The organism is Flavobacterium sp. N502536 (genome assembly GCF_025947345.1).
Classification (GTDB): Bacteria; Bacteroidota; Bacteroidia; order Flavobacteriales; family Flavobacteriaceae; genus Flavobacterium.
Window position 1 is genome coordinate 585510 of the sequence record NZ_CP110011.1, and the last position, 25394, is coordinate 610903.

The window sequence follows — 25394 nt, forward strand, 5'->3', positions numbered from 1 at the left end:
GCTGCCAAAACACAAGTAGGTTTCGACAGCTCCAAAAAAAAAAATATCAATCTTTATCTCTAGAAAGAGTATGTTGTAGCGACTAATCCGAAGAATGATCCTCCTGTTGGAGCAGCATCTTTATCTAAAAAGATATCCTTAGAAGCAGCGTCGTATCGTAATTCCGGAATAATTGTTAATTTCCCTACCTTGTAATTTAAAGAAACGGTGTTGGCAAAAACATTCGATCCTGTTAAGGTACCCAAACTGGCTGCAGCATCTTTCGCATCGAAATACTCCATACGGTAAGCCAAACTCAATGATGACTTAAAAGCATAGTTTGCATATCCTACCAAGGCAAACCAATCGCCGTCTAATGCACTGTCAATATCATTCTTTGTTTTGGCATAAGTAGCATTAAATCCTAAAGAAAATGCATCCGTTATTGTTTTAGAGGCCACAAAATCAATTTGTGTTTTATTCTCATCAGAAGCAGGATTGCTGCTGCCTGAAGTAAAATTCAAATAAGCGCTGCCTGTGTCTCCAATGTACCCCACTTGTGCTATGTATGTTTTTTGACTTGAACCTGCATCCATTGCCGACTTAAAGTCGGTTGGGTTTGTGATACCAAACATCGCGGTGAACTTACCTGATGTATATTGCGCTTTTAGTCCGGTATTAAAGAAAGGGCCATAAGAAAAAGCATAAGACATGCTGTAGTTTTTATTCGCGACCGCATCCAGTAGTTCATATCCGATATGAGTTCCGAAACTACCTGCTACAAACTTAAATTTATCGGTAACCTGATAGGTGAAAAATAATTGTTTAATTAAAAATTTTGCATTTATATCTTTATCTGTTGTTTCATTATAGGAGAACTCTCCCGCTCTCTTCCCAAAGCCTAAATCGACAAAAACCGAAGCTTTTCCGAAGGTATGTCCAGCCTGAACAGAGGCCATCCCTAATTCGAACGAATCCTGAGAATTGGTAAAACTTGTCAATCCATTCATTTGTTTTGAAAAATCATATTTATAATACGCATCGGCTGATCCTCCCCAGGTGGTTGCCGGTGAAGTCGCAGTTTCAGTTTCCTCTTGGGCAAAAGCAAAAGAACTCGTTAACATCACGGCTAAAATGTGCAATACTTTTTTCATGTTTTAATTGGTTTTGGTTATTAATTGATTCTGGTTAGTTAATCTTTTATATAGGTAATTGAATACTATAAGCCATTTTTAAAACCTCTTATTCCCTCTAAAACTCCTTCATTTTCAGTAGCGAATTTATTAACTTTTGGATGAGTAAAAGAATCCAAATCTACTTTTCTGCTGTTTTCAAAGAAGAATTACGGATTACAAAAATTAACCTCTCTATAATCGTTATTCGGCATAATTAACTATTCATTTTTAAAAAATCAACAACTTACTTTTTATAAAAATAATTAAATTTTATAGGGTACAAACAAAATAACAAGTAAAAATTAACCAAAAAACACTAAAATTTAAATTTAAAAAACAACATACCCCATAAAAAATATAGGCTATATAAAAAAGTAAACAAAATTAAAGAGCGAATCTAAAAAACCACACCATGTAAAAAAGGACAATTCAAAAAAGTAAAAATTCTTACAAAAATTACAAGCCAAAAAACAAGAAGCAGATCTAAAAACACAACCGCTCTAACCTTAAAACAGCTGTTACCAAAAACAAAAAAAGCCTGTTTCATTTCGAACAGACTTTCTCAAAAAAGTTCCACTACCCTTAACTAAAAATCACTATACTAAACTAAGAGCTTCTATACCCGATCAGCTTAAGACCTATAGAAATTCCTCTTTTAAGAATACTGATAAGTTTGGCGTAAAAAAAAGACGCACAGTTGTGCGTCTTTCTCCGGGTGTCTAAAAGCGACCGGATTATGCTAAAATTTTCTCGATTGCATTTAATTCATCTTGTGTAAAATCAAGATTTTGCAAACACTCAATATTATTATTCAATTGACGCACAGAACTTGCTCCGATCAAAACCGAAGTAATTCGTTTGTCTTTTTGCAGCCATGATAAAGCCATTTGTGCCAAAGACTGGTTTCTGTTTTTAGCAATTTCATTCAACTGAACTAATTTTTGGATGCGCTCCTGTGTAACCTCATCTTCTTTCAAATGTCCGTTTGGATTATGTGCTCTGGAGTTTTCCGGAATTCCGTTTAGGTATTTATCCGTCAACAGCCCCTGTGCCAAAGGAGAAAAAGCAATACACCCCACTCCTTTTTCGTCCAGAACATCAAGCAAACCGTTTTCTACCCAACGCTCCAGCATGGAATATTTTGCCTGATGAATCAAACATGGTGTTCCCAATTGTTTTAAAACATCAACCGCAACGCTGGTTTGCTCTGCCGAATAGTTACTTATTCCCACATACAAAGCTTTTCCGCTTCTCACAGCATAATCTAAAGCCATCATAGTTTCTTCAATTGGAGTTTCCGGATCCGGGCGATGCGAATAAAAAATATCCACATAATCGACCTTCATTCTTTTCAGACTCTGATCCAAACTCGATAACAAATATTTACGGGAACCCCAATCTCCATAAGGTCCATCCCACATTGTATAACCGGCCTTTGTTGAGATAATAATTTCGTCTCTTAAATTTCCCTGAAAATTATGCCAGAGAATCTTTCCAAAATTAGTTTCCGCCGATCCCGGAACTGGTCCGTAATTATTGGCCAGATCATAATGTGTAATTCCTTTATCAAAAGCTTCCACAGCAATACATTCTGCAGTATCAAAATTATCTACTGATCCGAAGTTATGCCACAATCCTAAAGAAATCTGCGGCAGTAACAACCCACTTTTTCCACATCTGTTGTATTTCATTATTATAATTTAAAGGGTGTACATTTTATAGTTTTAAAGATAGAAACAAACCTTATTATTTTAAAACCGAATAGAGCATTATTTTTGTAAATTTGTTTAAATAATAAAATTATGGAAAATAACTGGCAAAACTTAATTTCAATCGATCCGGACATTCGGTTTGGCAAACCTGTGATTATTGGAACCCGAATTTGTGTTGCAGACATTCTTTCCTGGTTGTCTATGGGCATGACTTTCGAAGAAATTACAGAAGATTTTCCCGAATTAAAAAAAGAACATATTCTTGCTGCTTTAGCTTTTGCTGCAAATAGAGAAAACATTACCAAAATAGTTGCAGCGTAATGAAATTGCTTCTGGATGTAAATATCTCATGGAGAGTTATTAAATCTATTGAAAATCAAATCTTATCGTTATTTTCTTCGGAAGTAAAACAGGACGCTGGCAAATTCGCTTCATTAAAAAGATCAGACTGAATTGTGTTTCCCCAGGCAAAACGGATTTTCACCGGATGTAATACTTTTTTACTGGTCAAAATAACCTGATCTTTTAGTATAGAAGCTTCGGCAGAATAAAAGATCCCATCGGCTCCGGCCATTTCGAACTGAGTGGAGTTTTCATTCTTAAAATGCAATCCATCAGCGGCATCGAAAGAAACTATTACTTTATGCTCTTCTACTATAAAATCCTTAAAGAGTGGTCCGTTTACCAAATTCGATTTGATTTTATAGGTTTCAGCTAAAGTCAGATTCGCCAGACGGATTCCCACCGGCTTTTTATCTTTTGGATGAATCTCTTTCACATTTGAAACATCACTGATAACGACCATTCCGGTTTTAGGAACTTTATGGAGCAATTTTCTTTGTGAGTCTCTTAAAATGACATTAAAGAAGTTATTGCCTCTGGTTTTATAAGGCGCAATCTGTACATAATAAAAAGGAAAATCATCTTTCCAGACTTCCCGCCAAGAGGCAATCAAAGCCGCCATAGTCTGATCATAAACCAGAGAACCGACATTCGATTCTCCCTGATACCAAATAGTTCCGGCAATTTTAAACTCAACAATTGGATGAATCATGGCGTTATAGGCCCGTCCAGGTTGGCGTGGCTCGTATTCCTGCTCATTAAATTTTCTGGCATTTTCTGCTAAAACAGGATCATTCTGAACAATTTCTTCCGGCATCCAGATTTCAGCCGTGGTTCCTCCCCAATTGGAAGATATCAATCCGATAGGAACATTTTTCAAATCCTCACGTAAACGTCTTGCAAAGAAATAACCAATTGCACTAAAATTTTTCATGGTTTCCGGAGTCGATTCTTTCCAGTTTCCTAAAAGTGCTGACTGTGGTTTTGAAGCGGTTAATTGAGGAACAGTAAAAAAGCGGATAGCGGCGTCAGTAGCATTTTTTACTTGCTCTTCTTCATTATCGATTCCCCAGCTTGCCGACATTTCCATATTCGACTGTCCGGCACAAACCCACACTTCTCCGATGAGAATATTGCGAAGTACAATTTCCTCGATCCCTTTTATCAAAATAGTATAAGGACCACCTGCTTCGGGAGTTTTGATCGCAATCTCCCATTGCCCCTGCTCGTTTACAGTCGCCTGATACTTTTGATTGTCCCAACCGGAAATTAATGTGATTTCTTCTTTAGGATTCGCCCAACCCCATATTTTTACTTCGGAATTGCGCTGCAAGACCATATTGTCGCCAAAAATATTCGGTAGTGTTACATTTACTGCCATAGTAGAGAAAATCATAAAAAAGAAAACAAACTTAAATCTATTATTTCCTATTTGCTATCTTTTTAAACGCTTCTTTTATTCTTCCGTCAGCAGTTTTATCAAACTTTCGTCTCTCTGATAGATGTCTTTATAAAAATTCAATTGTCCCTTGCGATCTACCCAGGCGGTAAAGTAGCCAATATAAACAGGTACCTTCCTTTTTAAAGTATACCAGTTTTCTTTACCGGCATGCATGGCTTTATCGATTCGTGCCGGAGTCCAGGAAGGGTCTTGTTTCAAGAGTTCGATCGCAAGTTCTCTTGGTTTCCCTACACGCACGCAACCATGGCTGAAGGCTCTGTTTTCTCTTTCGAACAAACTTTTGGCAGGTGTATCGTGCAGGTAAATATTATTTGAGTTTGGAAACAAAAACTTCACTAAACCAAGCGAGTTGTTTTTTCCGGGTAACTGACGAACCGCACCGTTATTCCATTCCAAATTTTTATCTCTCAGATAATTCTTGTTCCTGGCCATTCCGGGTTTGATCTCTTTATTGATGATACTGGTGGGTACATTCCAATATGGACTAAAAACAATGTTGTTCATCAGACCGCTAAAAATAACGGTTTGTGTCATCGCTTTGCCCACCACTACTGGCGACACAAAAGCAATTTCTCCATTTCGGATCAAATACAATCTGAACTCAGGAATATTAACTTCTATATATTCTTTTCCTTTTTCAAGTTCCGGATCAATCCATCGACAGCGTTCCATGTTGACAATAATCGTTTTGATTCTGTCAGAAACAGGTACATTCAGTTCGGCAATATGCTCTGGCAGGATTATATTTTTTGGTGTTAAGCCATGATGTGATTCAAAATTCTTAACCGCTGCAATTAAAACGGAATCACAGACATTACTGTTATTGTTCTCCTTTAAATCACCTGTTGCATATAGTCTCGCTCTTATTTGTCCAATAGCCGCTACAGAATCTCCTGTTTTAAAGCTTTTAAAACCTTCTTCTGTTTCTATGGTTTTCCATCCTCCTTTTTTCTCTATTTCTCTGTATTGATGAAGTGCATCGCGTAGTTTGTAGTACTGACTGAACATTTTACTTTTCTTATCATCGCTAATGGTAGCCTTTTTGTAAATCGAATCAGAAAATACCTGATAGTTTACTTTTTTTCGCGGCAAAAGCCACTCCAAAGACTTTGTGGTTTTCTCGTCTACTCCGGATACTTTTTTGACGTAGTAGAAATACAAATTAGTAATCATCAAATCGGTATCGGCTTTCGATAGTTTGTTGTCAGCAGTGTGCTCAAATATTGGACTGATCATTTCTTTATAAGGGAAATTAGCTTTCAGTCCTTCCTGATCCAGTCCTTTGTATTTGTTGAATAATAAATTTCCAAATTCTACAACTCCTTTATTGTCGAGCCATAACTGAGTAGAATTCTGTTTTTTGTACAAGGCCAGAACGTCCTCCTGAAACTTAATCAACTTGGGATAGGCCTGATAAAAGCCAACAATACCTGAGCTGTCAATTTTAATCTTAAGTTCCGGCACTACGTGCTGTGCTGCTTTTTTGGATTCTTCTCCCTTTTCTTCCGATTTCTTATTACAGGAAACAACGCTAAAAAGAAGGACAACAGCAATAAGGGGATACAAAAACTTCATAACTATTATTTTTACAATAAAAGTAGAAAAGTTTTGTTGAAGATCGACCTACAGTACAAAATATTACTGCTCTTTTAATCCTCTGAAATAAAAGCAAAAAAAACTCCGGACATATGATATCCGGAGTTCCCTGCTTTATAACTAACCTCTAAATTTAAATCACTGTGCCTTTTAGAGTAAGGATTTTTGGAGTGCTTTCGGCACTTGTAGTCACAGTAACTGTTTTTGTAAAACCACCTTTGTTCGCTGCGTTGTAAGTAGCAGTTACTTTAGCTGATTTTCCAGGTAAAACCGGTTCTTTAGTGTAATCTGTCGCTGTACAGCCACAAGATCCTTGTACGTTTGTAATAACAACAGCCGTTTTTCCAGTATTTTTAAATTCGTAAACAATTACTTTTGGAGTTCCCTGAGGAATTTCACCCACATCTATAGTTTCTGCTTTCCATACCACAGCTGAAGCAGCTACTGCAGCAACTTTTGTTTCTGAACTAATCGATTTTAGTGGTGCAATCGCCGAAAAAGACATTAAACATAATGCCAAAGACAACATCGAAATTTTAATCATTTTCATAGCTAAATATTTTATTGGTTAATGATATTTCAAAAGTACTCCCGAACTGAGCAAGACGCTGTTAACCGCTTTCAAATCTTTGTTAACGACTTGTTAATTGGTGTTTTTAACTATAAATTTGATTAATATTACACCATCAAAAACCACTTTCTTCTTGAAACTCAACAAACTCAATAGCATCATCATCTTAGGATTAATCGCCATTATAAGTATACTGGTGGCACAATTGCTTTGGACCAAAGAGGCATTTACTTTAGAGCAAAAAAAACTCAATCAAAAAGCACATATCGCTTTACTCGAAGTAGCCAAAAAATTATACGAAGGAACCAATCATGAGCTGCCTGCACAAAATCCTGTTCAAAAAATTGCCAACGACTATTATATCGTAAATATTGACAATGATTTTGAACCCGATATTTTAGAATTTTATCTGAAAAATGAATTCAAAAAAATGAATATCACCACCGATTTTGAGTACGCCATGTACAATTGCCAAAGTGACGAGATGGTGTACGGGAATTATATTTCTTTATCTGAAAAAACTAAAGTTAAGCAATCGGTTTATTTTCCAAAACATAAAAATTTGGTTTATTATTTTGCCATACGTTTTCCAAATGAAACGACCTATTTGTTTAGTTCGATGCGGTTTTGGTTCATACTTTCGATTGCTTTGATTCTTATTTTGCTGATTTATGTGTATTCTATTTTTACGCTTTTGCAGCACAAAAAATACTCGGAACTGCAGCGTGATTTCATCAACAATATGACGCATGAGTTTAAAACACCCTTATCTTCTATTCTAATTGCCTCGAAATACTTAATTGAGCAAAAACCAATTAAAGACGATAAAAAACTCTATACCTATACTGACATTATCATCAATCAAAGCCACAAACTGAACGGTCATATTGAGAAGATCCTGAATGTTGCCAAGTCAGATTATGCCCCTCTAGAATTACAGAAAGAAACGATTATACTTGTTCCTATTATTGAAGAAATCATCCAGAACATCCTTTTAAAATATCCTGAAGCCAACGTTAAAATTGAGACGGTCTCCAAAGAATATAAAATAGAAACCGACGTTTTTCATTTCTCCAATTTAGTTTATAATTTACTCGATAATGCGGTTAAATATTGCTCCGAAAAGTCGCGGGTTGTAATTGGAATCGCAGTCGAAAACTCTGTTTTAAAACTAACTTTTAAAGACAACGGAATTGGGGTTTCTCCTAAGAACATTTCTTTTATCTTTGATAAATTCTACCGCGCTCCAAACGAAAAAAGCAATGAGGTAAATGGTTTTGGACTTGGCTTGTATTATGTTAAAGAAATTTGCAACTTGCATAACTGGAAAATAAAAGCCGAAAACAATTCGGAGAAAGGCATCACTATAACTTTATCAATTCCCTATAAAAAATGAAACAATTCAAAATACTTTATACTGAAGACGATGAGACCCTCGCGTTCCTGACCAAAGACAATCTGGAACAAAACAACTATGAAGTACATCATTGTAGTGATGGAATAACGGGTCTGCAAAACTTTAAAAAAGAGAATTTTGACATTTGTATCTTTGACATCATGATGCCCAAAATGGATGGTTTTGAGCTGGCCACCGAAATCAGAAAAAGCAACAGCGATATTCCGATTATCTTTCTCTCAGCCAAAACATTAAAAGAAGACCGCATCAAAGGATTGCGTTTAGGCGCCGATGATTATCTCGTAAAGCCTTTTAGCATTGAGGAATTGCTTTTAAAAATTGAAATTTTCCTAAAGCGTTCGCAGAAAAACGTCCCTGTTGAAAAACTCGTTTATGAAATTGGAAAATATCAATTTGATACCAGCAACTTTGTTCTTTTCAATGAAAGCGAAAAAATTAGCCTTACGCAACGTGAAGCCGAATTATTGAAGTTGTTTTTGGACAACAAAAATTCTGTTTTAAAAAGAGAACAGATTCTTACCTCGCTTTGGGGCACTGATGACTATTTTATGGGACGCAGTCTGGACGTTTTTATTTCACGTCTTCGTAAGATTTTAAGCAACGAAAAAGACATCACTATTGAAAATTTACACGGAATTGGATTTCGATTTACCATGTAATTTATCCCTTTTAATTCTTTTATATTTTTTGTATTTTAGTATCTATAATTTTTCCCCGATATGAAATTACATCATTTACGCAACGCCACTTTAGTTATAGAAACTGAAACCGATGTTATATTGGTCGATCCAATGTTAGGGAAAAGAAAAACGATTCCGCCCTTCACCATTTTTCGTTATAAACCTAAAAGAAACCCGTTAGTTGCCCTGCCTAAAAACAGCAGAGATATTTTGAGCAAGGTAACAATTTGCCTCATTACGCATTTGCACCCCGATCATATCGACAAAGCAGGCGAGATTTTTTTAAGACGAAAAAGCATTCCTGTTGTTTGCAGCAGTAAAGACGAAGCTGCTTTATCAAAAAGAGGATTGAACATCATACAGACCTTAAATTATTGGGATCCTCAGGAATTTCTCGGAGGTAAAATCACAGGAATTCCGGCCATTCACGGTTACGGGTTTGTTGCTAAATTAATGGGAAATGTAATGGGTTTTCATATCGAATTACCCGCTCAAAAATCGGTTTACATCAGCTCTGACACCATTTTTACAGAACATGTACAAAAAGTACTGATTGAATTTAAACCCGATATTTCGGTTGTAGCCTGCGGAACGGCAAGGTTAGATATTGGCCAGCCCCTATTGATGCGAATGAACGACATACTAAAATTTGCAGCGCTTGCACCCGGAAAAGTTTTCGCCAATCACTTAGAGGCTTTAAATCATTGCCCTACTACTAGAACCGAATTAAAACAGGCTCTTTCTGACAATGATCTTCTGGACAAAGTTTCGATCCCAAATGACGGAACTAGTGTAGAATACTAATATTATGTTTACCCTTTTTCGAATTATAAAACCAATAACCCGAATTCGCGTAAAGTATTAACTGGCTTAGAATACCAAAACAATTCGAAATCATCCAAATGGGTCTCAAAGTCATTTTTCACTTCCTGAAAAGTGTAATTTTTGCTGTTCGAAATGGCAATTTTACTTAAAATTTCAACCAGCCATTCGCCTTCCTCTTTATTCGTCTGAATGTTGAAACTTTCTTTTTTATCGTGAAAAGTGAACCCCATCATTTCCCAGGTTCTTCCTTTTTTAGATTTGGTAAAAGCCTCCACAAAAGGTTTTCCGCCTAACCAAACTACTTTGGCATTGGGTTTTGTATTAAAATCATTTCCTTCTTCAAGGGCATTAAAAATAAAATCCGGGTCTATTTTTGTTTTCGGAATTTTAAAATCAAACCAATCCTGCAATTCATAATCAAAGCAGATGCCATGCATGAAATTAAAGAGTGACTTCTTTAATCCAAAACTAAATTTATCGTGATTAATCCCTGTAGAATCGGTATAATCGATATCATTATTCGCAAAAGTTCCTATTGCTTCCGTCGTTTTGGTAACACCAAATTTTTCCGGATACAATCCAACCGGACTATGAGCTGTCATGGCAAATTGATGCCAAAATCCCGACTGCAGGATTCCTGCCTCAAACAGCTGACGTACCATTTCGAGACTATCGACCGTTTCCTGAACCGTTTGGGTGGGATAGCCATACATCAAATAAGCATGAACCATAATTCCGGCTTCGGTAAAATTGCGGGTCACTTTTGCCACCTGCTCTACCGTAACTCCTTTATCAATTAATTTTAGCAATCGGTCAGAAGCCACTTCCAGTCCACCGGAAACAGCAATACAGCCTGAGGCTTTGAGCAGCAGACACAGATCTTTCGAAAAACTTTTCTCAAATCGAATATTGGTCCACCAGGTTACCGCCAGTTTTCGACGTAAAATTTCTAACGCCAAAGCACGCATCAAAGCAGGCGGAGCAGCTTCATCGACAAAATGAAAACCATTTTGCCCGGTTTGCTCCATCAAATCTTCCATACGATCGCAGAGCAAATTGGCCGCGACCGGTTCGTAAACCTTTATATAATCAAGTGAAATATCACAAAAAGTACATTTTCCCCAATAACAGCCATGCGCCATGGTCAGTTTATTCCAACGGCCGTCACTCCACATTCTGTGCATTGGATTTACAATTTCGATTACCGAAATGTACTTGTCCAAAGGCAGATCAGAATAATCCGGAGTACCTACGTAGGCTTGTTTATAATCGTGTTTTAACGAATTATTTTTGTAGACTACTTCTCCATTTTCCAGTAGAAAAGTTCTTTTATATAAATTGGAATTTGGATTTTCTAAATTGAATATTAATTCTTCAATTGGAACTTCACCATCATCTAAAGTGATAAAATCAAAGAATTCGAAAACACGGGCATCAGAGAGCGAACGCAATTCGGTATTCGGAAAACCTCCACCCATCGAAATTTTAACTTCTGGATGATGTTGCTTTATCCATTGGGCACAGCGAAAAGCACTGTACAAATTCCCCGGAAAGGGAACAGATATTAGAAAAAAAGTGGGCTTTACCACTTCCATTTTTTCTTTTAAAATAGAAATTAAAATAGAATCAATGTAGGTTGGTTTCTGCTGTAAGGCTTCGTACAATTCGTCAAACGAATTGGCACTTCGGCCTAAACGCTCTGCATATCGGCTAAAACCAAAATTTTCATCGATACATTCTACAATAAAATCAGAGATATCCTCGAGATATAAAGTAGCCAAATGTTTGGCTTTATCCTGCGTCCCCATTGTTCCGAAAGCCCAATCGAGTTCTTCCAGTTGTGCAAAACGAGAAGCTTCGGGTAAAAAATCTTCCTGACAAATCTGTAAAGCCAAAGTTGGATTTTTTCCCTGCAAAAACTGGATTACAGCATCAATTGTTTTGATGTATTCGTCCTGCAAAGCAAAAATACGTTTTGAATTATCGGAAACGTCATCCTTCGACTCCGCTCTGGATGATCTGCTTTCAAAAAGACGCTCCGAATAAAGAAACAAATCAATTAAACCCTTCTTCGAAAACAATTCCAAAATCACATCGATACCCAAATCAGCCTGAACCGATTCGATATTTTTGGTATTCAGAAATCCTTTTATATAGGCTGTTGCCGGATACGGTGTATTCAGCTGCGTAAAAGGCGGAGTAACAATGAAGAGTTTCGTTTTCAAGACGGCATTATTTTTTTTGCAAAAATACAGCATATTTAGAGACTTTTCAGGAAAAGATTCAACTTGCGCTATTAGTTTTATTGTGTAGATAATAAGGGACTCGAAATTTACCTTTCAGACTTTATACTGGTTTACAGCTACACGTTCAAATGGAAAAGAATTCAGAGGACATTTTAGTCTGAAACGATAAATAAAAAAGCCCTTTCACTGAAGGGCTTTTCTATTTTATAATTATTTTATCTGCGACAAAATCCAACTGGAAATTTCGTCTAACGCAATGGGAGAAAATGTTTGTTCTATTTTCTCATATTCATTTGGCGAACCGGTTTTACATTCCTGAAACAAATGATTCATATCGGGCAAAATTTTAGTAGTCACTTTTTTATTCCCTGATTTCAGTAGTGTTTTTTTTATAACTTCTAAATTCACTTCGGCCGGAACCTGTAAATCTTTGCCTCCGTTAAGCGCTAAAACAGGACATTTTACTTTTTCTAAAACAGAAGCCGGATCAATCTTTATAAAATTATAAAACCAAATATTATTGATAAAATCGGCACAGTATTTTGCCATAGCTTCATTTTTGGGACCTGGAAATTTGGACTTGAAATAACTCGTAATTTTATTTTTAAAAGTATCGTCAAAAGCAGAAGAAGCTAATAAAATATCATAAGCACCTCTAAAAATCTCCTGACCTTTTTGAATTTCTTCTTCAGGCATTCCACTTTGTCGTTCAATTAATTCTTTTTGGAGTAAAAGCAACTTGTCCCCTTTAAGTCCGGGACCGGCCAATAAAACAATAAAATCAATATCTCTTGAATTTCCGGCAACGATCGGTGCTATTATTCCGCCTTCACTATGCCCTATCAGGCCAATTTTACTTTTAATAATTTCTTTTCTTGTTTTTAAATACTCCACTCCTGCCTGAACATCTTTTGCAAAATCAAATGTTGTTGCACTCGAAAAATCTCCGGTAGATTCACCAACGCCACGGTCATCAAAACGCAAAACAGCAATTCCTTTTTTAGTCAAATAATCCGACAATACCAAGAATGTTTTATGCCCTAAGCCTTCTACATCTCTATTTTGTGGTCCACTTCCTGTAATTAGAATTACCGCCGGAAAGTTTCCTTCCTTTTTAGGCAGAGATAATGTCCCAGCCAGAGTTACATGGGCCGCCTTATTTTCAAATTTCACATCTTCGCTATAATACGGATATGGTTTTACAGGCTCCTGAGGTTTCCTGGACACTTCTTTCTGAGTTATTTCTTTTGATAAGTTGATGTCAACTGATTTTTCTGCTTGTGTAAGCTTTCCCACAATAACATTATTGCTGTTCAAAATTCCTTCATAAGAACCTCTTATAGCAGCAATTTCCAATTTCAAAACAGCATTCTCAAAAGAGGTTTTTGTAACAGGAATTCCTATTGCTCCCTGATCCGGGCTATCCATTGTAGAAATATATCCCGTTTCTGTTTTAGCAATATGAAAAACAACCCGAAGTTGAGTCCCCTGTATTTTTAAAAGTCCATTCCATTGCCCTGAAATTTCTTGTCCGTTCATTATATAAGAAACTAAAGCTACTATTAAAGTGAGTATTGTTTTTATCATTTTTATTGAAATAAATAAGATTGCTTTGTTAATGATCGGGAATTACAACTTCCCTTGTTTTTTCTCCAATTGTTTGAATTTGATAAAAGAATACGCTACCGGCACGAAAGCTAAAACAATCCCGATTGTGACAAAAGCCTTTGAGAAAACAAAACCTGAAAAAATCAATCCTCCTAAAATGATAATAATCCCACCCACAAACCAAAGTTTACCTGCAAATGCATGTGTAGCCTTCCAAACTTCCTGACTCTCGAGGGTCCATGGTGTGCGAATTCCAATAAAATAATTGGGCTGAATTACTTTAAAATAGTTCCCCAAAACCATAATTAAAATTCCCACCAAAACATAAGTCAAATTTGGATTTGAAACAGACTGATTTTTTGTGACATATAAAAGAAATAAAGCCAGTAAAGACATAAACAGAACCATAAAAAACTTCAATTGATAAAACTTTTTCCCCATTAAAGAAAGTCTTTTTTTAGGGTCAAGTAGTGCCGCTGAAGACATTATTGCATAAGTCAGAACCGGTAATAGAAAAACCAATACAATCAAAAAAGGTTTACTACCCCATCGGTCAATTTCACCGTCCATGTTCCAGTGAATCGGAACTCTTTCCGGAAGGCTGTTCCAGATAAATACTAAGTATGCATACGGAATCATAACAATTCCAATAATTGGAAGCTCTTTTTTCAATTCTAAATTCATTTTTTATTTTTTAAAAGTTAGTATCCATTGCAAAACATCTTCCATAATGGTGGTATTGATGGAGTAGATGATAAATTGCCCTGTTTTTTCAGAAGTAATTAGATCGGCACGTTTTAAAATATCTAAGTGATGCGAAATACTGGGTTTTGATATATTAAAAGCATCAGCAATTTCTCCGGCAGACAGATCCTTATGCTTTAAAAGCTCCAGAATTTCTCTTCGCGTTGCATCGTTAAGGGCTTTAAAAATATCGTTCATCATTTATATATTTAGACAAATATCTAAATACTTTTCTAATTAGCAAAAAAAAGAGGCTATAATTTTAAATCATAGCCTCTTTAGAGATTTTTATATTTTAATCGGATCTTAAAACTGATGTACTTTCTTAGAAACCACTAAAAAGGAAACCAACGAAATTATGGCAGCACCGGTCAGATAAAACCCTACGTAACTCAAGCCGTAGGTACTGGCCAGCCAAATGGCAATCATTGGAGCAAACGCTGCCCCCAGGATTCCCGCCAAATTAAAGGTTAAAGATGCTCCGGAATAACGAACATTTGTTGGAAACAATTCCGAAAGGAAAGTCCCCAGAGGCCCATAAGTAAATCCCATTAAAGCCATCCCGATACAGGCAAATGTGGTAATTAAAACCATATTTGCGGCGCTCAGAAAATAAGAAAACGAAAATCCGAAAAGTGCAATAGCAATCGTAGCAATAATTAGCATTTTACGTCGCCCGATCTTATCTGCCACTACTGCCGAAACCGGAATAAGAAGTGCAAAAAACAAAACGGAGAATAACTGAACCAATAATGCATTTCTTTTGGTAATCCCTAAATCTGAAGTAATCCAGCTTAAAGTAAAAACCGTCATGAGATAAAAAACCAAAAAGGTGGTAACAGCCGCCAATGTCCCAAAAATCAATTGATTTCGATAAGACTTAGTCAAAGTTAAAAAGGGAACTTTAACTTCTTCCTGTTCTTTTTTAGCATTTTCGAATGAAGGAGTTTCTGTAATTTTTGTTCGAATATAAAATCCAACCACAACCAAAAGCGAACTTGCTATAAACGGAATTCTCCAGCCATAATCCATAAAATTTTCATTAGTCATTGTGTCGGTCAGAATTAAAAAAGTTCCTCCCGAAAGCAACAATCCGATGGGAGCACCTAATTGCGGAAACATTCCGTACCAGGCTCGTTTATCCGGTGGAGCGTTTTCAATCGCCAGTAAAACAGCACCACCCCATTCGCCACCTAAACCTACACCTTGCCCAAATCGACAAAGCATTAGTAATAAAGGCGCTGCTACCCCAATACTGGCATAACCTGGTAAAAATCCAATTGCAACTGTTGAAATACCCATCGTTAACAAAGCGGCTACTAAAGTAAATTTGCGTCCGATTTTATCTCCATAGTGTCCAAAAAACGCGGAACCTAAAGGGCGCGATAAAAAGGCAATTGAAAAAGTAGCTAAAGATTCCAGTGTTGCCATAGTCGAATCTGAACCGGGAAAAAATAATTGCGGGAAAACCAACACGGCTGCGTTGGCATAAATATAGAAATCAAAAAATTCAATGGTGGTACCAATCAAGGAACCAAAAAGAACATGTTTTAAAGAGTTCTTCTGCTTAGGGTTATTTTTCATCTGGCTTTGCTATCGTTTTTCTTATAAATACTGCTACAAAAAATGAATCTCCTCATTTTTACACAACAAATATTTGTCTGCAAAAATAGAATTTCATTATTAAAAACTCATTCTTTAGAACAATAGTTTTACATTAGTCCTAAAGTTTTAACAAAAACAACAAATCAAACATTTTACCGCTTCACAAAAAATTTCCTACTCTTTTCAAATCGAAACAAAATTAAAATACTGATTTACAATTACTTAAATCATACTTCAAAAATCAAGTCTTAAGCATTCGTTAAAAAAAGTTTTAAGTATATATTTTGATTAAATTTACAGCTATCAAAAGTAAATCTAAAATTATGCCCACCGACTGTATCAGCTACCAAAACTCAGGATATTTCTCTACATTGATACAAGACTATTTAGGTCAAAAAACCGAATTACAATCCCTATACAATCACTTCCCTACGCTTGAAAATTTTGAAAAGCAAATCAGTGAAAAACAAGCCAATTTTGACCATGCAAACCGCGTACCCCTTGTTGAGACGTTAAAAAAGCAGTATCAGCATATTGAAATTTCAAATTCAACGAAAGAGAATATTGAGCTTTTAGCACTCCCAAATACTTTTACCATTACAACCGGGCATCAGTTAAACCTGTTTAGCGGCCCGCTGTATTTTTTATATAAAATCATTTCGACAATAAACCTGACTACAGAATTAAAATCAAAATACCCCGCTCATAATTTTGTTCCCGTTTATTGGATGGCAACGGAGGATCATGATTTTGAAGAGATTAATTATTTTAATTTTAAAGGAAAGAAGTTTCGATGGAATAAAGAGAGCACAGGACCTGTGGGAAGACTTTCAACAGAAGGTTTAAAAGACTTTTTAGAAATCTATTCCAAAGAATTAGGTTCGAGTACAAACGCCGGTTTCTTAAAAAAGCTCTTTGAAGAAGCTTATTTAAAACATGAAAATCTTGCCGATGCGACACGTTTTCTGGCAAACCGTTTGTTTGACGCTTATGGCCTGGTGATTTTAGATGCCGATGCTGCCGATTTAAAGCGCGCTTTCATTCCTTACATCAAAGAAGAACTGGAGCAGCAAACGTCTTTCAAAGCTGTTCAGGAAACAATAGCAAAATTAAATAATTATACGATTCAGGTAAATCCACGCGAAATCAATTTGTTTTATATTGAAGACCAACTGCGCGAACGAATTATTCTGGAGAAAGACCGTTATTTTGTCAACCATACTAAAATTTCATTTTCGAAAGAGGAAATTTTAAAATTACTGGAAAGTAATCCCGAGAAATTCAGTCCAAATGTAATTATGCGTCCGTTATATCAGGAAATTATTCTGCCTAACTTATGCTACATTGGCGGAGGCGGGGAAATTGCTTACTGGCTTGAGCTAAAATCATTCTTTGATGCTGTAAACATTACTTTCCCGATGTTATTGGTTCGTAATTCAGTGCTTTTAAGCACCGAAAAGCAAGCCAAAAAAGCGGATCAGCTTGGTCTTCAGTGGAAAGATTTGTTTACTAAGCCTGCTGATTTAGTCAATGCCGTTACGCACAAACTATCTGCTTTTCCAATTGATTTAACGCCTCAGAAAGAAACGCTGGTAAAACAATTTGAATATCTTTACGAATTAGCGCAACAAACGGATAAATCCTTTAGCGGAGCTGTAAAAGCTCAGGAAGTTAAACAGAAGAAAGGCCTGGACAATCTGGAAAAAAGATTACTAAAAGCACAAAAACGAAAACTGGATTCTAAAATACAACGTGTTGTTGATTTGCAATGCGAACTATTTCCAAATCAGAGTTTACAGGAACGTCAGACTAATTTTTCAGAATTTTATCTCGAAAAAGGCGACCAATTAATTCCGCTTTTAGTACAAAACTTAAAACCTTTAGAAACTAATTTTAATATTATCACGATATAAAAAACAATCTCCGATTTAAAGTTTTCCGCTTTAAATCGTAACAAAAAAGTAATAGTCATCAGAATAAATAACCGCCTCTTCTGAAATTATTGCGGCTCTAACCAAATAGTAACCTTTTAAAAAAAATTAACCTATTTACCAAAATTATGACCAGAGAGCGCCTGATATCTTTAGATGTCTTTAGAGGATTGACTATTTTATTAATGACTATTGTAAACAATCCCGGAGACTGGGGCCACGTTTACGCTCCTTTGTTACACTCCGAATGGCATGGCTGCACGCCAACCGACTTAGTTTTTCCGTTTTTTATTTTCATTATGGGGGTTGCGGTTCCCCTGGCTATGCCGACCAAATCCTGGGACGGCACTACTTTCAACAAAATTCTGGTTCGTTCACTCCGAATGCTTTGCCTTGGAATTTTCTTTAATTATTTTGGCAAAATACAGCTATTTGGTCTTGAAGGAATCCCGCTTCTTATTGGCCGACTGATTATTACTATTGCTGTTGGTTATGCTTTAATGGGCAATTTCAGTTCCAGAATCAAAAACATACTAGCCTTCTCCATTCTGTTTATTTATCTGTTTCTGGCTTACAGCGGCATAGAAGCTTACCATGATGTGAGATTACCGGGAGTTTTACAACGAATTGCTATTGTTTATTTCGTAGTCTCTTTATTGTACTTAAAAACAACTCAAAAAACACAAATTATAACCGGCGCAGCTTTATTGCTAGGCTATTGGGCGATAATGACATTAGTTCCTGTTCCCGGAATCGGAGCGGCCAATTTAGACAAAGGAACCAATTTAGCATCATGGCTTGATGGCGTTTTATTGGAAGAACACATGTATCGTGGAACGATAACCTGGGATCCTGAAGGGGTTTTAAGTACTATCCCATCCATCGTAAACGGAATCATCGGTTTGTTAATTGGTCAGGTATTACAACGTGAAATTTCCAAAAAACAGAGGGCTGCAAAAATGGCAATTGCAGGTATCGCATTAATTATTGCCAGTTTACTTTGGGATATCATCTTCCCTATCAACAAATCGCTCTGGACCAGCAGTTATGTTTTATACACTACGGGATTAGGAGCAACATGTTTAGCTTTCCTGTACTACATAATTGATATTGCCAAATACAAAAAAGGATTCAAATTGTTCCTGATTTGGGGAGTTAACCCTATGATTGTGTTTTTCTTTTCACAGATTATCCCTCAGGCTTTGGTAATGGTTCAGTTTAAGAATCCGGATCATCCGGAGGAACAGATTAATCTTTTAAATTATCTGTATCATTTTGGAATCGCACCGTTTTTTAGCAATCCAATGACGGCTTCTTTGGCCGGAGCATTAGTATATGTTGGCATCTGGACTTTTATATTGTGGATTTTCTACAAAAACAAACTGATTTTCAAAGTTTAAAAAAATAACACATAAACGACATAAATCCTTATCAACAGAGGCACGCCACAGCGTGTCTCTTTTTTATTGTACAAATGCAAAACGAAGGGACACCGCTATAGACCCTGATAATTTTCATTTTTCTTTACCAAAACATCATTTCTTATAGTTTTAATTATGAATTTATTAAAATCATTTCATAAAAAAAGTATACTTTTGCACAAAATTAAAAATAAGCAATAAAATGGCAACAAATAGAACTTTTACAATGATTAAGCCAGATGCTGTTCAAAACGGACACATCGGAAATATCTTAGCAATGATTACTAATGGAGGTTTCAAAATCGTTTCATTAAAATTAACTCAATTAACTGTAGCTGATGCTCAAGCATTCTACGCAGTTCACGCAGAAAGACCTTTCTACGGAGAATTAGTTGAATTCATGTCTCGCGGACCTATTGTTGCTGCAATTTTAGAAAAAGACAATGCAGTAGAAGATTTCAGAACTTTAATTGGAGCTACAAATCCAGCTGAAGCTGCTGAAGGAACTATTCGTAAAGCATACGCTACTTCTATTGGAGAAAATGCAGTTCACGGTTCTGATAGCGACGAAAACGCAGCTATCGAAGGTGCATTCCACTTTGCTGGTAGAGAGCAATTTTAATTTCAGATTTTCGAATTTAGATTTTAGATTTCTGAATTTCAAACACAAAAAAACCCGTTTCATTCGAAACGGGTTTTCTTTTTATCTTATTTTAAAAGTCTAACAATCTAAGAAGCCTAAGCTAGTCTAAGTGAGTCTAAAAATCTAGCGCAACACTACCTCTTTCACCACTTCACGTCCTAATTCCTCGTTAATCATTTTAACGATTTTAGATTTTCCGTGACTTAGTTCTTCGCGTAAAACTGCCGATCCGAGCTCTACATAGAGTGTACTGCCTTTTAAGACTACATTCTTGGTATAGGTATTCACACCATTCCCCATAAGCTGCCTCCACGCCTCTTTAACGTCGATTTGATCCATTCCGGGCTGCAATTTATTAACCTGAATAATCTGTTGCAAAACTGCCCCAATCGTACTTTGATTATTTAGTCTTTTTGCCATCGTCTAATAAATTTACTGGTCCTGTTTTTTTATAATGATACTCTTTATTCTGGTCGTTTTTCACTACAAAATTCTGATCGGAAAGTGAAATTAGTTCCTCGCTCCATTTGGCGTAAGCTGTTTTATAATCGAGAAAAACCTGATCTCCTTTAAATCGAACCGATACATTCTCGAAAGTATCTGTGGTTAAAAAGGTTCCATCAAGCTGCGCCATAACCTTCGTTCGCGTTCCTTTCGTTCCTTTAATGTTGAAATAATCGAAATTTTCGTTCATTCCGTAATCTTTGTCCTCCCCTTTATCAAAAACTACTTTTTCAATTTCCCAATAACCGTTTAGCTTTGCAATATCTGCTGGTTTAATTTCCTGTTTACAGCTTACCAACAAAAGCGATAAAACCAAAATTATAAAAGTGTTTCTCATAATAGGTGTATTAAATTCAAAAAAAAATAAAAATTTGTAAAATGTCTGTTACGACATTTTACAAATTTCAAATATTAAAGGTAAAAATTAAATCTCAAGGAGATTTTTTAACGTTTTGTCCGGATCCTTTTAAGCATGCCTGCGAAGAACAGCACAAGTCCGAAAACCAATAAAATATAATAAAAAGACAAACTATTGTCTTTTAAAACATTCGCTAAAACAAAACACACCACACTCGCGAAATAAAAAGTTACCGGCGTTATATTTTTTAAAGAAGAAAAACTCATTGAATGATCTAAAAAATATTATTTAAAAAAACTATCGACAAATTCATATTTATTAAAGACCTGTAAATCTTCAATTCCTTCTCCAACACCAATGTATTTTACAGGAATCTGAAATTGATCTGAAATACCGATCACCACACCACCTTTAGCTGTTCCGTCTAATTTAGTTACAGCAAGTGAGGTTACTTCGGTCGCAGCCGTAAATTGCTTGGCCTGCTCAAAAGCATTCTGACCTGTAGAACCATCTAAAACCAAAAGTACGTCATGAGGAGCATCGGCAACTACCTTTTGCATCACACGCTTTACTTTTGTAAGCTCATTCATCAAATTGACTTTATTGTGCAAACGTCCGGCAGTATCAATAATCACTACATCGGCATTTTGAGCTACCGCAGATTGCAGGGTATCAAAAGCAACAGAAGCAGGATCACTCCCCATATTCTGTCTCACAATTGGAACGTCTACGCGATCGGCCCACACCTGTAACTGATCGATAGCAGCGGCACGAAAAGTATCGGCAGCTCCCAGAACCACTTTATAACCGGCTTTTTTAAACTGATACGCCAATTTACCAATTGTAGTAGTCTTACCTACTCCATTAACGCCAACAACCATTAAAACGTATGGTTTTTTATCTTTTGGAATTTCAAATTCCGTTGCTTCACCTGTATTCGTCTCAGACAATAAAGCACCAATTTCTTCGCGAAGAATCTGATTCAGTTCATCTGTTCCCAAATATTTATCTGCGGCAACACGTTTTTCAATTCTGGAGATTACTTTTAGTGTTGTATTTACTCCAACATCAGAAGCTACCAAAATTTCCTCCAGATCATCCAGTACGTCGTCATCGACTTTAGATTTTCCGGCAACGGCTTTGCTTAACTTTGAGAAAAAAGTAGTTTTTGATTTTTCAAGACCTTTGTCTAAAGTCTCTTTTTTATCAGTAGAGAATAATTTTTTAAAAAAACTCATTTTTATAGGTTGTTAGTTTTTTAGATTATATGATTTTACAATCCAAATAATCTTTAATATTTAAAGAAACCTAAAATTAGTCATGTTTCTTTAAATTTTAGACAAATATAAAAAATAAAAAAGCTACTTCCGAATGAAAGTAGCTTTTCTATATACTGTGATTGTTATTATTTCTTTTTCAAGAATTCATCAACTTCTTCAGGAGCCATAATAGATTCTACGAATGTATATGCACCAGTTTTAGGAGATTTAACCATTTTGATGGCTTTTGATAATCTCTTAGAAGATGTTTGTAACGATGCTACGGTTTTCTTTGCCATGATTCAAATGTTATTTGAAATTTTTATTATTACTAAAAATTTCTAATTAATTACTTAATTTCTTTATGAACAGTTACGCGTTTCAAGATTGGATTAAATTTCTTAATCTCTAATCTGTCCGGAGTATTTTTCTTGTTCTTAGTTGTTATATATCTAGAAGTACCTGGAACACCAGAAGTCTTGTGCTCAGTACATTCTAAAATTACCTGGATTCTATTACCTTTCTTTGCCATCTTGCTATATATTTATTTAGGAAAAGATTATTTGATAAATCCTTCTGACTGTGCTTTTTTCAAAACAGCAGTGATTCCATTTTTATTAATTGTTTTTATCGTAGATGCTGCTACTCTAAGAGTAATCCATCTATCTTCTTCTGGAAGATAAAAACGCTTTTTAACTAAGTTTACAGAAAACTTTCTCTTAGTTTTGTTCATAGCGTGAGAAACGTTATTTCCTACCATCGCTCTTTTACCTGTAAGGTCACAAACTCTTGACATTATACTTATCTTTTATCGTTATTCAAAATCAGGGTGCAAAGAAAAGAAAAATAAACCATTGTAGCAAAAAATTATTGCACAAATTTTAAAATTTCTTTCTGTAAAATTTCTAAACTCTTGATAGTTGCTCTATCTATCACTTTTTCACGTGGTTGGCCAAAGTTAAATTCTTCGACAATTATTCCGTTCGGAGTGGCCAAAGCGATAAAAACAGCTCCAATTTCAGCATCGGAGTCTCCTTTTGTCGGTCCGGCGTTCCCGGTTGTCGCAATTGCATAGTCCGTTTTAAGCATCTCTTTCACATTCAAAGCCATAGCCGATGCAACTTCAGCACTTACAACCGAAAATTGACCAATCAAATCCTGTGAAACACCGAGAACATTGACCTTAGCCTCTGTCGCATAGGAAACCACACTGCCTTTAAAATAAGCAGAAGCTCCCGGAATAGACGACAAAAGCGAGGCTATTTTTCCTCCTGTAAAACTTTCGGCCGTCGAAATCGTTTTATGCTGTTTGGCTAAAACCTTCCCGACTACTGATTCAATGGTTTCATTTTCCTCATAACCCACTATGATATCGTTGATTATAGCATCTAAAGATTTTACATTCTCTTCAATTGCTGCTTCCAGCACTTCTTTATCGGTTCCTCTGGCAGACAAACGCAAACGTACCCGTCCCGGATTAGGCAGATAGGCTAACTTGATAAAATCAGGCAAATTGTTCTCCCAATCTTCGATACGTTCCGCAACTAGGCTCTCGCCCTGTCCATAGGTTAAAATTGTTTTATGAATGATGTACGGACGCTTGTATTCGCGAACTATTTTGGGAATTATCTCTTCTTCAACCAAATATTTCATTTCGTACGGAACTCCCGGAAGCGAAACAAAAACGGTGTTTTCTTTCTTCATCCACATCCCCGGAGCTGTTCCCATTTTATTGTGCAAAACGGTACATTTGGACGGCACTAAGGCCTGATCTCTATTTAATTGTGAAATTGGACGCTTATAAAACCCCTCGATCAATTCTGTCACGTGAGCCAGAACTTCAGGGTTTATCACTAACTCATCATTAAAATAATCGCAGAATGTTTTTTTGGTGACGTCGTCTTTTGTCGGGCCTAAACCACCCGTTACAATCACCACGTCAACTTTATTCTGCAATTGGGCAAATGTGTCTAAAATATGCTTTTTATCATCACTAATCGAAATCATTTCATGTACTTCGACACCAATGCGATCCAGTGATTTTGCGATAAAACCTGAGTTTGTATCTACAATCTGACCAATTAAAATTTCATCCCCAATAGTAATGATGGTTGCTTTCATAGCGGTAGAATATTTTCACTTACTTATCGTAAGCCATTATTAAAAAATAAGGTTGTTGTTGCAGCGATTCGCACAAAAGACAGACAGGAGATACTTTTACAAGAATTAAAATAACTCTTAAGCAAAATTTTCAGCACAAAAGATTCAGCGTTCTGATCCGTACTAATTCCTGTCTTCCGGCACCAACAAAAGAAAACAAACAAGATTACCCCAAAAACTTACAAATCAAAGTCTTTTTTAATCTCCTTGATCGCTTCTTTAACCTGCACCTTAATGCTTTTAAAAGTTTCGATAATTTCTTTTTTCTTGCCTTCGGCTTTGGTCCAGGCTTCAACTTGCAGAATTTCTTCAAAAGCGACATTCAACCCCATTAAATCCAATGTAGGTTTTATTTTATGCGCGTATGAATAGGCATACTTATGATCTTTCTTTTTAATTCCTTCTTTGATTTGTTTCAAATCCTCCGGAACTTCAGTAACAAATAATTTAAGAATTTCGTTTACAAATTCCGGATCATTGTCTGAAAGCGCATATACTTTCGAAAGGTTGTATTTTAAAGCCATTACTTTACTTGTATTCTGAATAATTTTTTATCTTCTAAAAAGCCCTCTAAAACGTCATTTGGTTTAACACCAGCTACACCTTCCGGTGTTCCCGTAAAAATGATATCACCAATTTTAAGCGTGAAAAACTGCGAAACATACGAAACCAGCTCGTCAATTTTCCAAAGCATAAAACCGGTATTTCCTTTTTGAACCGTTTTAGCATTATTTGTCAGTTCAAATGTAAGATTTTCCATCGAAACAAAATCAGTCTTTGGCAAAAACTCTCCAATAACTGCAGAACCGTCAAAAGCTTTTGCTTTTTCCCACGGCAATCCTTTTGCTTTTAATTTTTCCTGTAAATCTCTGGCAGTAAAATCGATACCCACACTAATTTCGTCGTAATACTTGTGCGCAAATTTAGGCTCGATATACTTCCCCACTTTACTAATTTTAACAACAATCTCAATTTCGTGATGAATTTCTTCAGAAAATTCCGGAATTACAAACGGATGTTGTTTCAATAAAACTGCCGAATCCGGCTTCATAAAAACCACCGGCTCTGTCGGGCGCTCGTTTTTTAACTCCTCAATGTGATTGGTATAATTTCTACCGATACAAATAATCTTCATTTCTTATATAAGTTACTAAGG

General features: G+C 36.0%; 26 protein-coding genes. 7 read left to right on the forward strand and 19 right to left on the reverse strand.

What is annotated here, in order from left to right; translation table 11 throughout:
* Nucleotides 1–59: 59 nt before the first annotated feature.
* Both OLM61_RS02550 and mgrA read right to left on the reverse strand, forming a co-directional pair.
* Complete coding sequence (locus tag OLM61_RS02550; protein ID WP_264524965.1) at nt 60–1133, reverse strand: porin; 1074 nt, start codon at nt 1131–1133, stop codon at nt 60–62.
* Between the two features lie 755 nt (nt 1134–1888).
* Nucleotides 1889–2845 carry an L-glyceraldehyde 3-phosphate reductase gene (gene mgrA, locus OLM61_RS02555; RefSeq protein ID WP_264524966.1) on the reverse strand — a complete coding sequence of 319 codons (957 nt, stop codon included), beginning with the start codon at nt 2843–2845 and terminating at the stop codon, nt 1889–1891.
* A gap of 111 nt (nt 2846–2956) precedes the next feature.
* On the opposite strand from mgrA, the gene OLM61_RS02560 reads away from it, so the two are divergent.
* Nucleotides 2957–3187, forward strand: a complete 231-nt coding sequence (locus tag OLM61_RS02560; protein ID WP_264524967.1) for a DUF433 domain-containing protein — start codon at nt 2957–2959, stop codon at nt 3185–3187.
* Nucleotides 3188–3242: 55 nt separating this feature from the next.
* Here the strand turns inward: OLM61_RS02560 and OLM61_RS02565 are convergent, their stop codons facing one another.
* From OLM61_RS02565 to OLM61_RS02575, 3 genes are all read right to left on the reverse strand, one after another.
* Nucleotides 3243–4589: a sialate O-acetylesterase gene (locus OLM61_RS02565; protein ID WP_264524968.1), complete on the reverse strand. Its 1347-nt coding sequence runs from the start codon at nt 4587–4589 to the stop codon at nt 3243–3245.
* 75 nt (nt 4590–4664) lie between these two features.
* The gene (locus OLM61_RS02570; RefSeq protein WP_264524969.1) at nt 4665–6245 is read right to left on the reverse strand and encodes a L,D-transpeptidase family protein; all 1581 of its coding nucleotides are present in this window, start codon (nt 6243–6245) and stop codon (nt 4665–4667) included.
* 154 nt (nt 6246–6399) lie between these two features.
* Nucleotides 6400–6816, reverse strand: coding sequence for a DUF1573 domain-containing protein (locus tag OLM61_RS02575; RefSeq protein WP_264524970.1), 417 nt, complete (start codon nt 6814–6816; stop codon nt 6400–6402).
* Nucleotides 6817–6970: 154 nt separating this feature from the next.
* On the opposite strand from OLM61_RS02575, the gene OLM61_RS02580 reads away from it, so the two are divergent.
* Genes OLM61_RS02580 through OLM61_RS02590 form a run of 3 tightly spaced genes read left to right on the forward strand, consistent with a single transcriptional unit; the run spans nt 6971 to nt 9738 of the window.
* Complete coding sequence (locus OLM61_RS02580) at nt 6971–8233, forward strand: sensor histidine kinase (protein WP_264524971.1); 1263 nt, start codon at nt 6971–6973, stop codon at nt 8231–8233.
* On the forward strand, nt 8230–8913 hold the full coding sequence (locus OLM61_RS02585; protein WP_264524972.1) for a response regulator transcription factor: 684 nt from the start codon (nt 8230–8232) through the stop codon (nt 8911–8913). The genes OLM61_RS02580 and OLM61_RS02585 overlap by 4 nt, the downstream gene beginning before the upstream one ends.
* Nucleotides 8914–8973: 60 nt before the next feature.
* Nucleotides 8974–9738: an MBL fold metallo-hydrolase gene (locus OLM61_RS02590; protein ID WP_264524973.1), complete on the forward strand. Its 765-nt coding sequence runs from the start codon at nt 8974–8976 to the stop codon at nt 9736–9738.
* A 23-nt stretch (nt 9739–9761) separates the two neighbouring features.
* Here the strand turns inward: OLM61_RS02590 and OLM61_RS02595 are convergent, their stop codons facing one another.
* From OLM61_RS02595 to OLM61_RS02615, 5 genes are all read right to left on the reverse strand, one after another.
* Nucleotides 9762–11984, reverse strand: a complete 2223-nt coding sequence (locus OLM61_RS02595; RefSeq protein ID WP_264524974.1) for a B12-binding domain-containing radical SAM protein — start codon at nt 11982–11984, stop codon at nt 9762–9764.
* Between the two features lie 231 nt (nt 11985–12215).
* Nucleotides 12216–13592 (reverse strand): alpha/beta hydrolase family protein, encoded by a 1377-nt coding sequence (locus tag OLM61_RS02600; protein ID WP_264524975.1) that lies wholly within the window; start codon nt 13590–13592, stop codon nt 12216–12218.
* Between the two features lie 42 nt (nt 13593–13634).
* Nucleotides 13635–14297 carry an SdpI family protein gene (locus tag OLM61_RS02605; protein ID WP_264524976.1) on the reverse strand — a complete coding sequence of 221 codons (663 nt, stop codon included), beginning with the start codon at nt 14295–14297 and terminating at the stop codon, nt 13635–13637.
* Between the two features lie 3 nt (nt 14298–14300).
* Nucleotides 14301–14555, reverse strand: coding sequence for an autorepressor SdpR family transcription factor (locus OLM61_RS02610; RefSeq protein WP_263361736.1), 255 nt, complete (start codon nt 14553–14555; stop codon nt 14301–14303).
* A 108-nt stretch (nt 14556–14663) separates the two neighbouring features.
* Nucleotides 14664–15941 carry an MFS transporter gene (locus tag OLM61_RS02615; protein ID WP_264524977.1) on the reverse strand — a complete coding sequence of 426 codons (1278 nt, stop codon included), beginning with the start codon at nt 15939–15941 and terminating at the stop codon, nt 14664–14666.
* A gap of 344 nt (nt 15942–16285) precedes the next feature.
* Here OLM61_RS02615 and bshC point away from each other — a divergent pair, with 344 nt between their 5' ends.
* The 3 genes from bshC to OLM61_RS02630 all read left to right on the forward strand — a co-directional run bounded on the left by bshC (nt 16286) and on the right by OLM61_RS02630 (nt 19936).
* Nucleotides 16286–17875, forward strand: a complete 1590-nt coding sequence (gene bshC / locus OLM61_RS02620; RefSeq protein ID WP_264524978.1) for a bacillithiol biosynthesis cysteine-adding enzyme BshC — start codon at nt 16286–16288, stop codon at nt 17873–17875.
* 146 nt (nt 17876–18021) lie between these two features.
* Nucleotides 18022–19293 carry an acyltransferase family protein gene (locus OLM61_RS02625; protein WP_264524979.1) on the forward strand — a complete coding sequence of 424 codons (1272 nt, stop codon included), beginning with the start codon at nt 18022–18024 and terminating at the stop codon, nt 19291–19293.
* Between the two features lie 223 nt (nt 19294–19516).
* Nucleotides 19517–19936, forward strand: coding sequence for a nucleoside-diphosphate kinase (locus OLM61_RS02630; protein WP_017495185.1), 420 nt, complete (start codon nt 19517–19519; stop codon nt 19934–19936).
* A gap of 144 nt (nt 19937–20080) precedes the next feature.
* Here OLM61_RS02630 and OLM61_RS02635 read toward each other — a convergent pair whose 3' ends face one another.
* From OLM61_RS02635 to OLM61_RS02675, 9 genes are all read right to left on the reverse strand, one after another.
* The gene (locus OLM61_RS02635) at nt 20081–20377 is read right to left on the reverse strand and encodes a DUF721 domain-containing protein (RefSeq protein WP_173966107.1); all 297 of its coding nucleotides are present in this window, start codon (nt 20375–20377) and stop codon (nt 20081–20083) included.
* A complete protein-coding gene (locus tag OLM61_RS02640; protein ID WP_264524980.1) occupies nt 20358–20798 on the reverse strand; it encodes a hypothetical protein in 441 nt (146 codons plus the stop codon). Before OLM61_RS02640 ends, OLM61_RS02635 begins: the two co-directional genes overlap by 20 nt.
* Nucleotides 20799–21103: 305 nt before the next feature.
* Complete coding sequence (ftsY, locus tag OLM61_RS02645; RefSeq protein ID WP_264524981.1) at nt 21104–22057, reverse strand: signal recognition particle-docking protein FtsY; 954 nt, start codon at nt 22055–22057, stop codon at nt 21104–21106.
* Between the two features lie 167 nt (nt 22058–22224).
* Complete coding sequence (locus OLM61_RS02650) at nt 22225–22377, reverse strand: DUF4295 domain-containing protein (RefSeq protein WP_008468081.1); 153 nt, start codon at nt 22375–22377, stop codon at nt 22225–22227.
* 50 nt (nt 22378–22427) lie between these two features.
* Entirely contained in the window at nt 22428–22610 is a 183-nt protein-coding gene (rpmG, locus tag OLM61_RS02655) for a 50S ribosomal protein L33 (protein WP_008253902.1), read from the reverse strand.
* A 27-nt stretch (nt 22611–22637) separates the two neighbouring features.
* Entirely contained in the window at nt 22638–22874 is a 237-nt protein-coding gene (gene rpmB / locus OLM61_RS02660; RefSeq protein WP_008468080.1) for a 50S ribosomal protein L28, read from the reverse strand.
* Between the two features lie 71 nt (nt 22875–22945).
* Nucleotides 22946–24199, reverse strand: a complete 1254-nt coding sequence (locus OLM61_RS02665; protein WP_264524982.1) for a CinA family nicotinamide mononucleotide deamidase-related protein — start codon at nt 24197–24199, stop codon at nt 22946–22948.
* A 218-nt stretch (nt 24200–24417) separates the two neighbouring features.
* Nucleotides 24418–24762, reverse strand: a complete 345-nt coding sequence (locus tag OLM61_RS02670; protein ID WP_173966111.1) for an Hpt domain-containing protein — start codon at nt 24760–24762, stop codon at nt 24418–24420.
* A complete protein-coding gene (locus tag OLM61_RS02675) occupies nt 24762–25373 on the reverse strand; it encodes a fumarylacetoacetate hydrolase family protein (RefSeq protein WP_264524983.1) in 612 nt (203 codons plus the stop codon). Before OLM61_RS02675 ends, OLM61_RS02670 begins: the two co-directional genes overlap by 1 nt.
* Between the last annotated feature and the right edge of the window lie 21 nt (nt 25374–25394).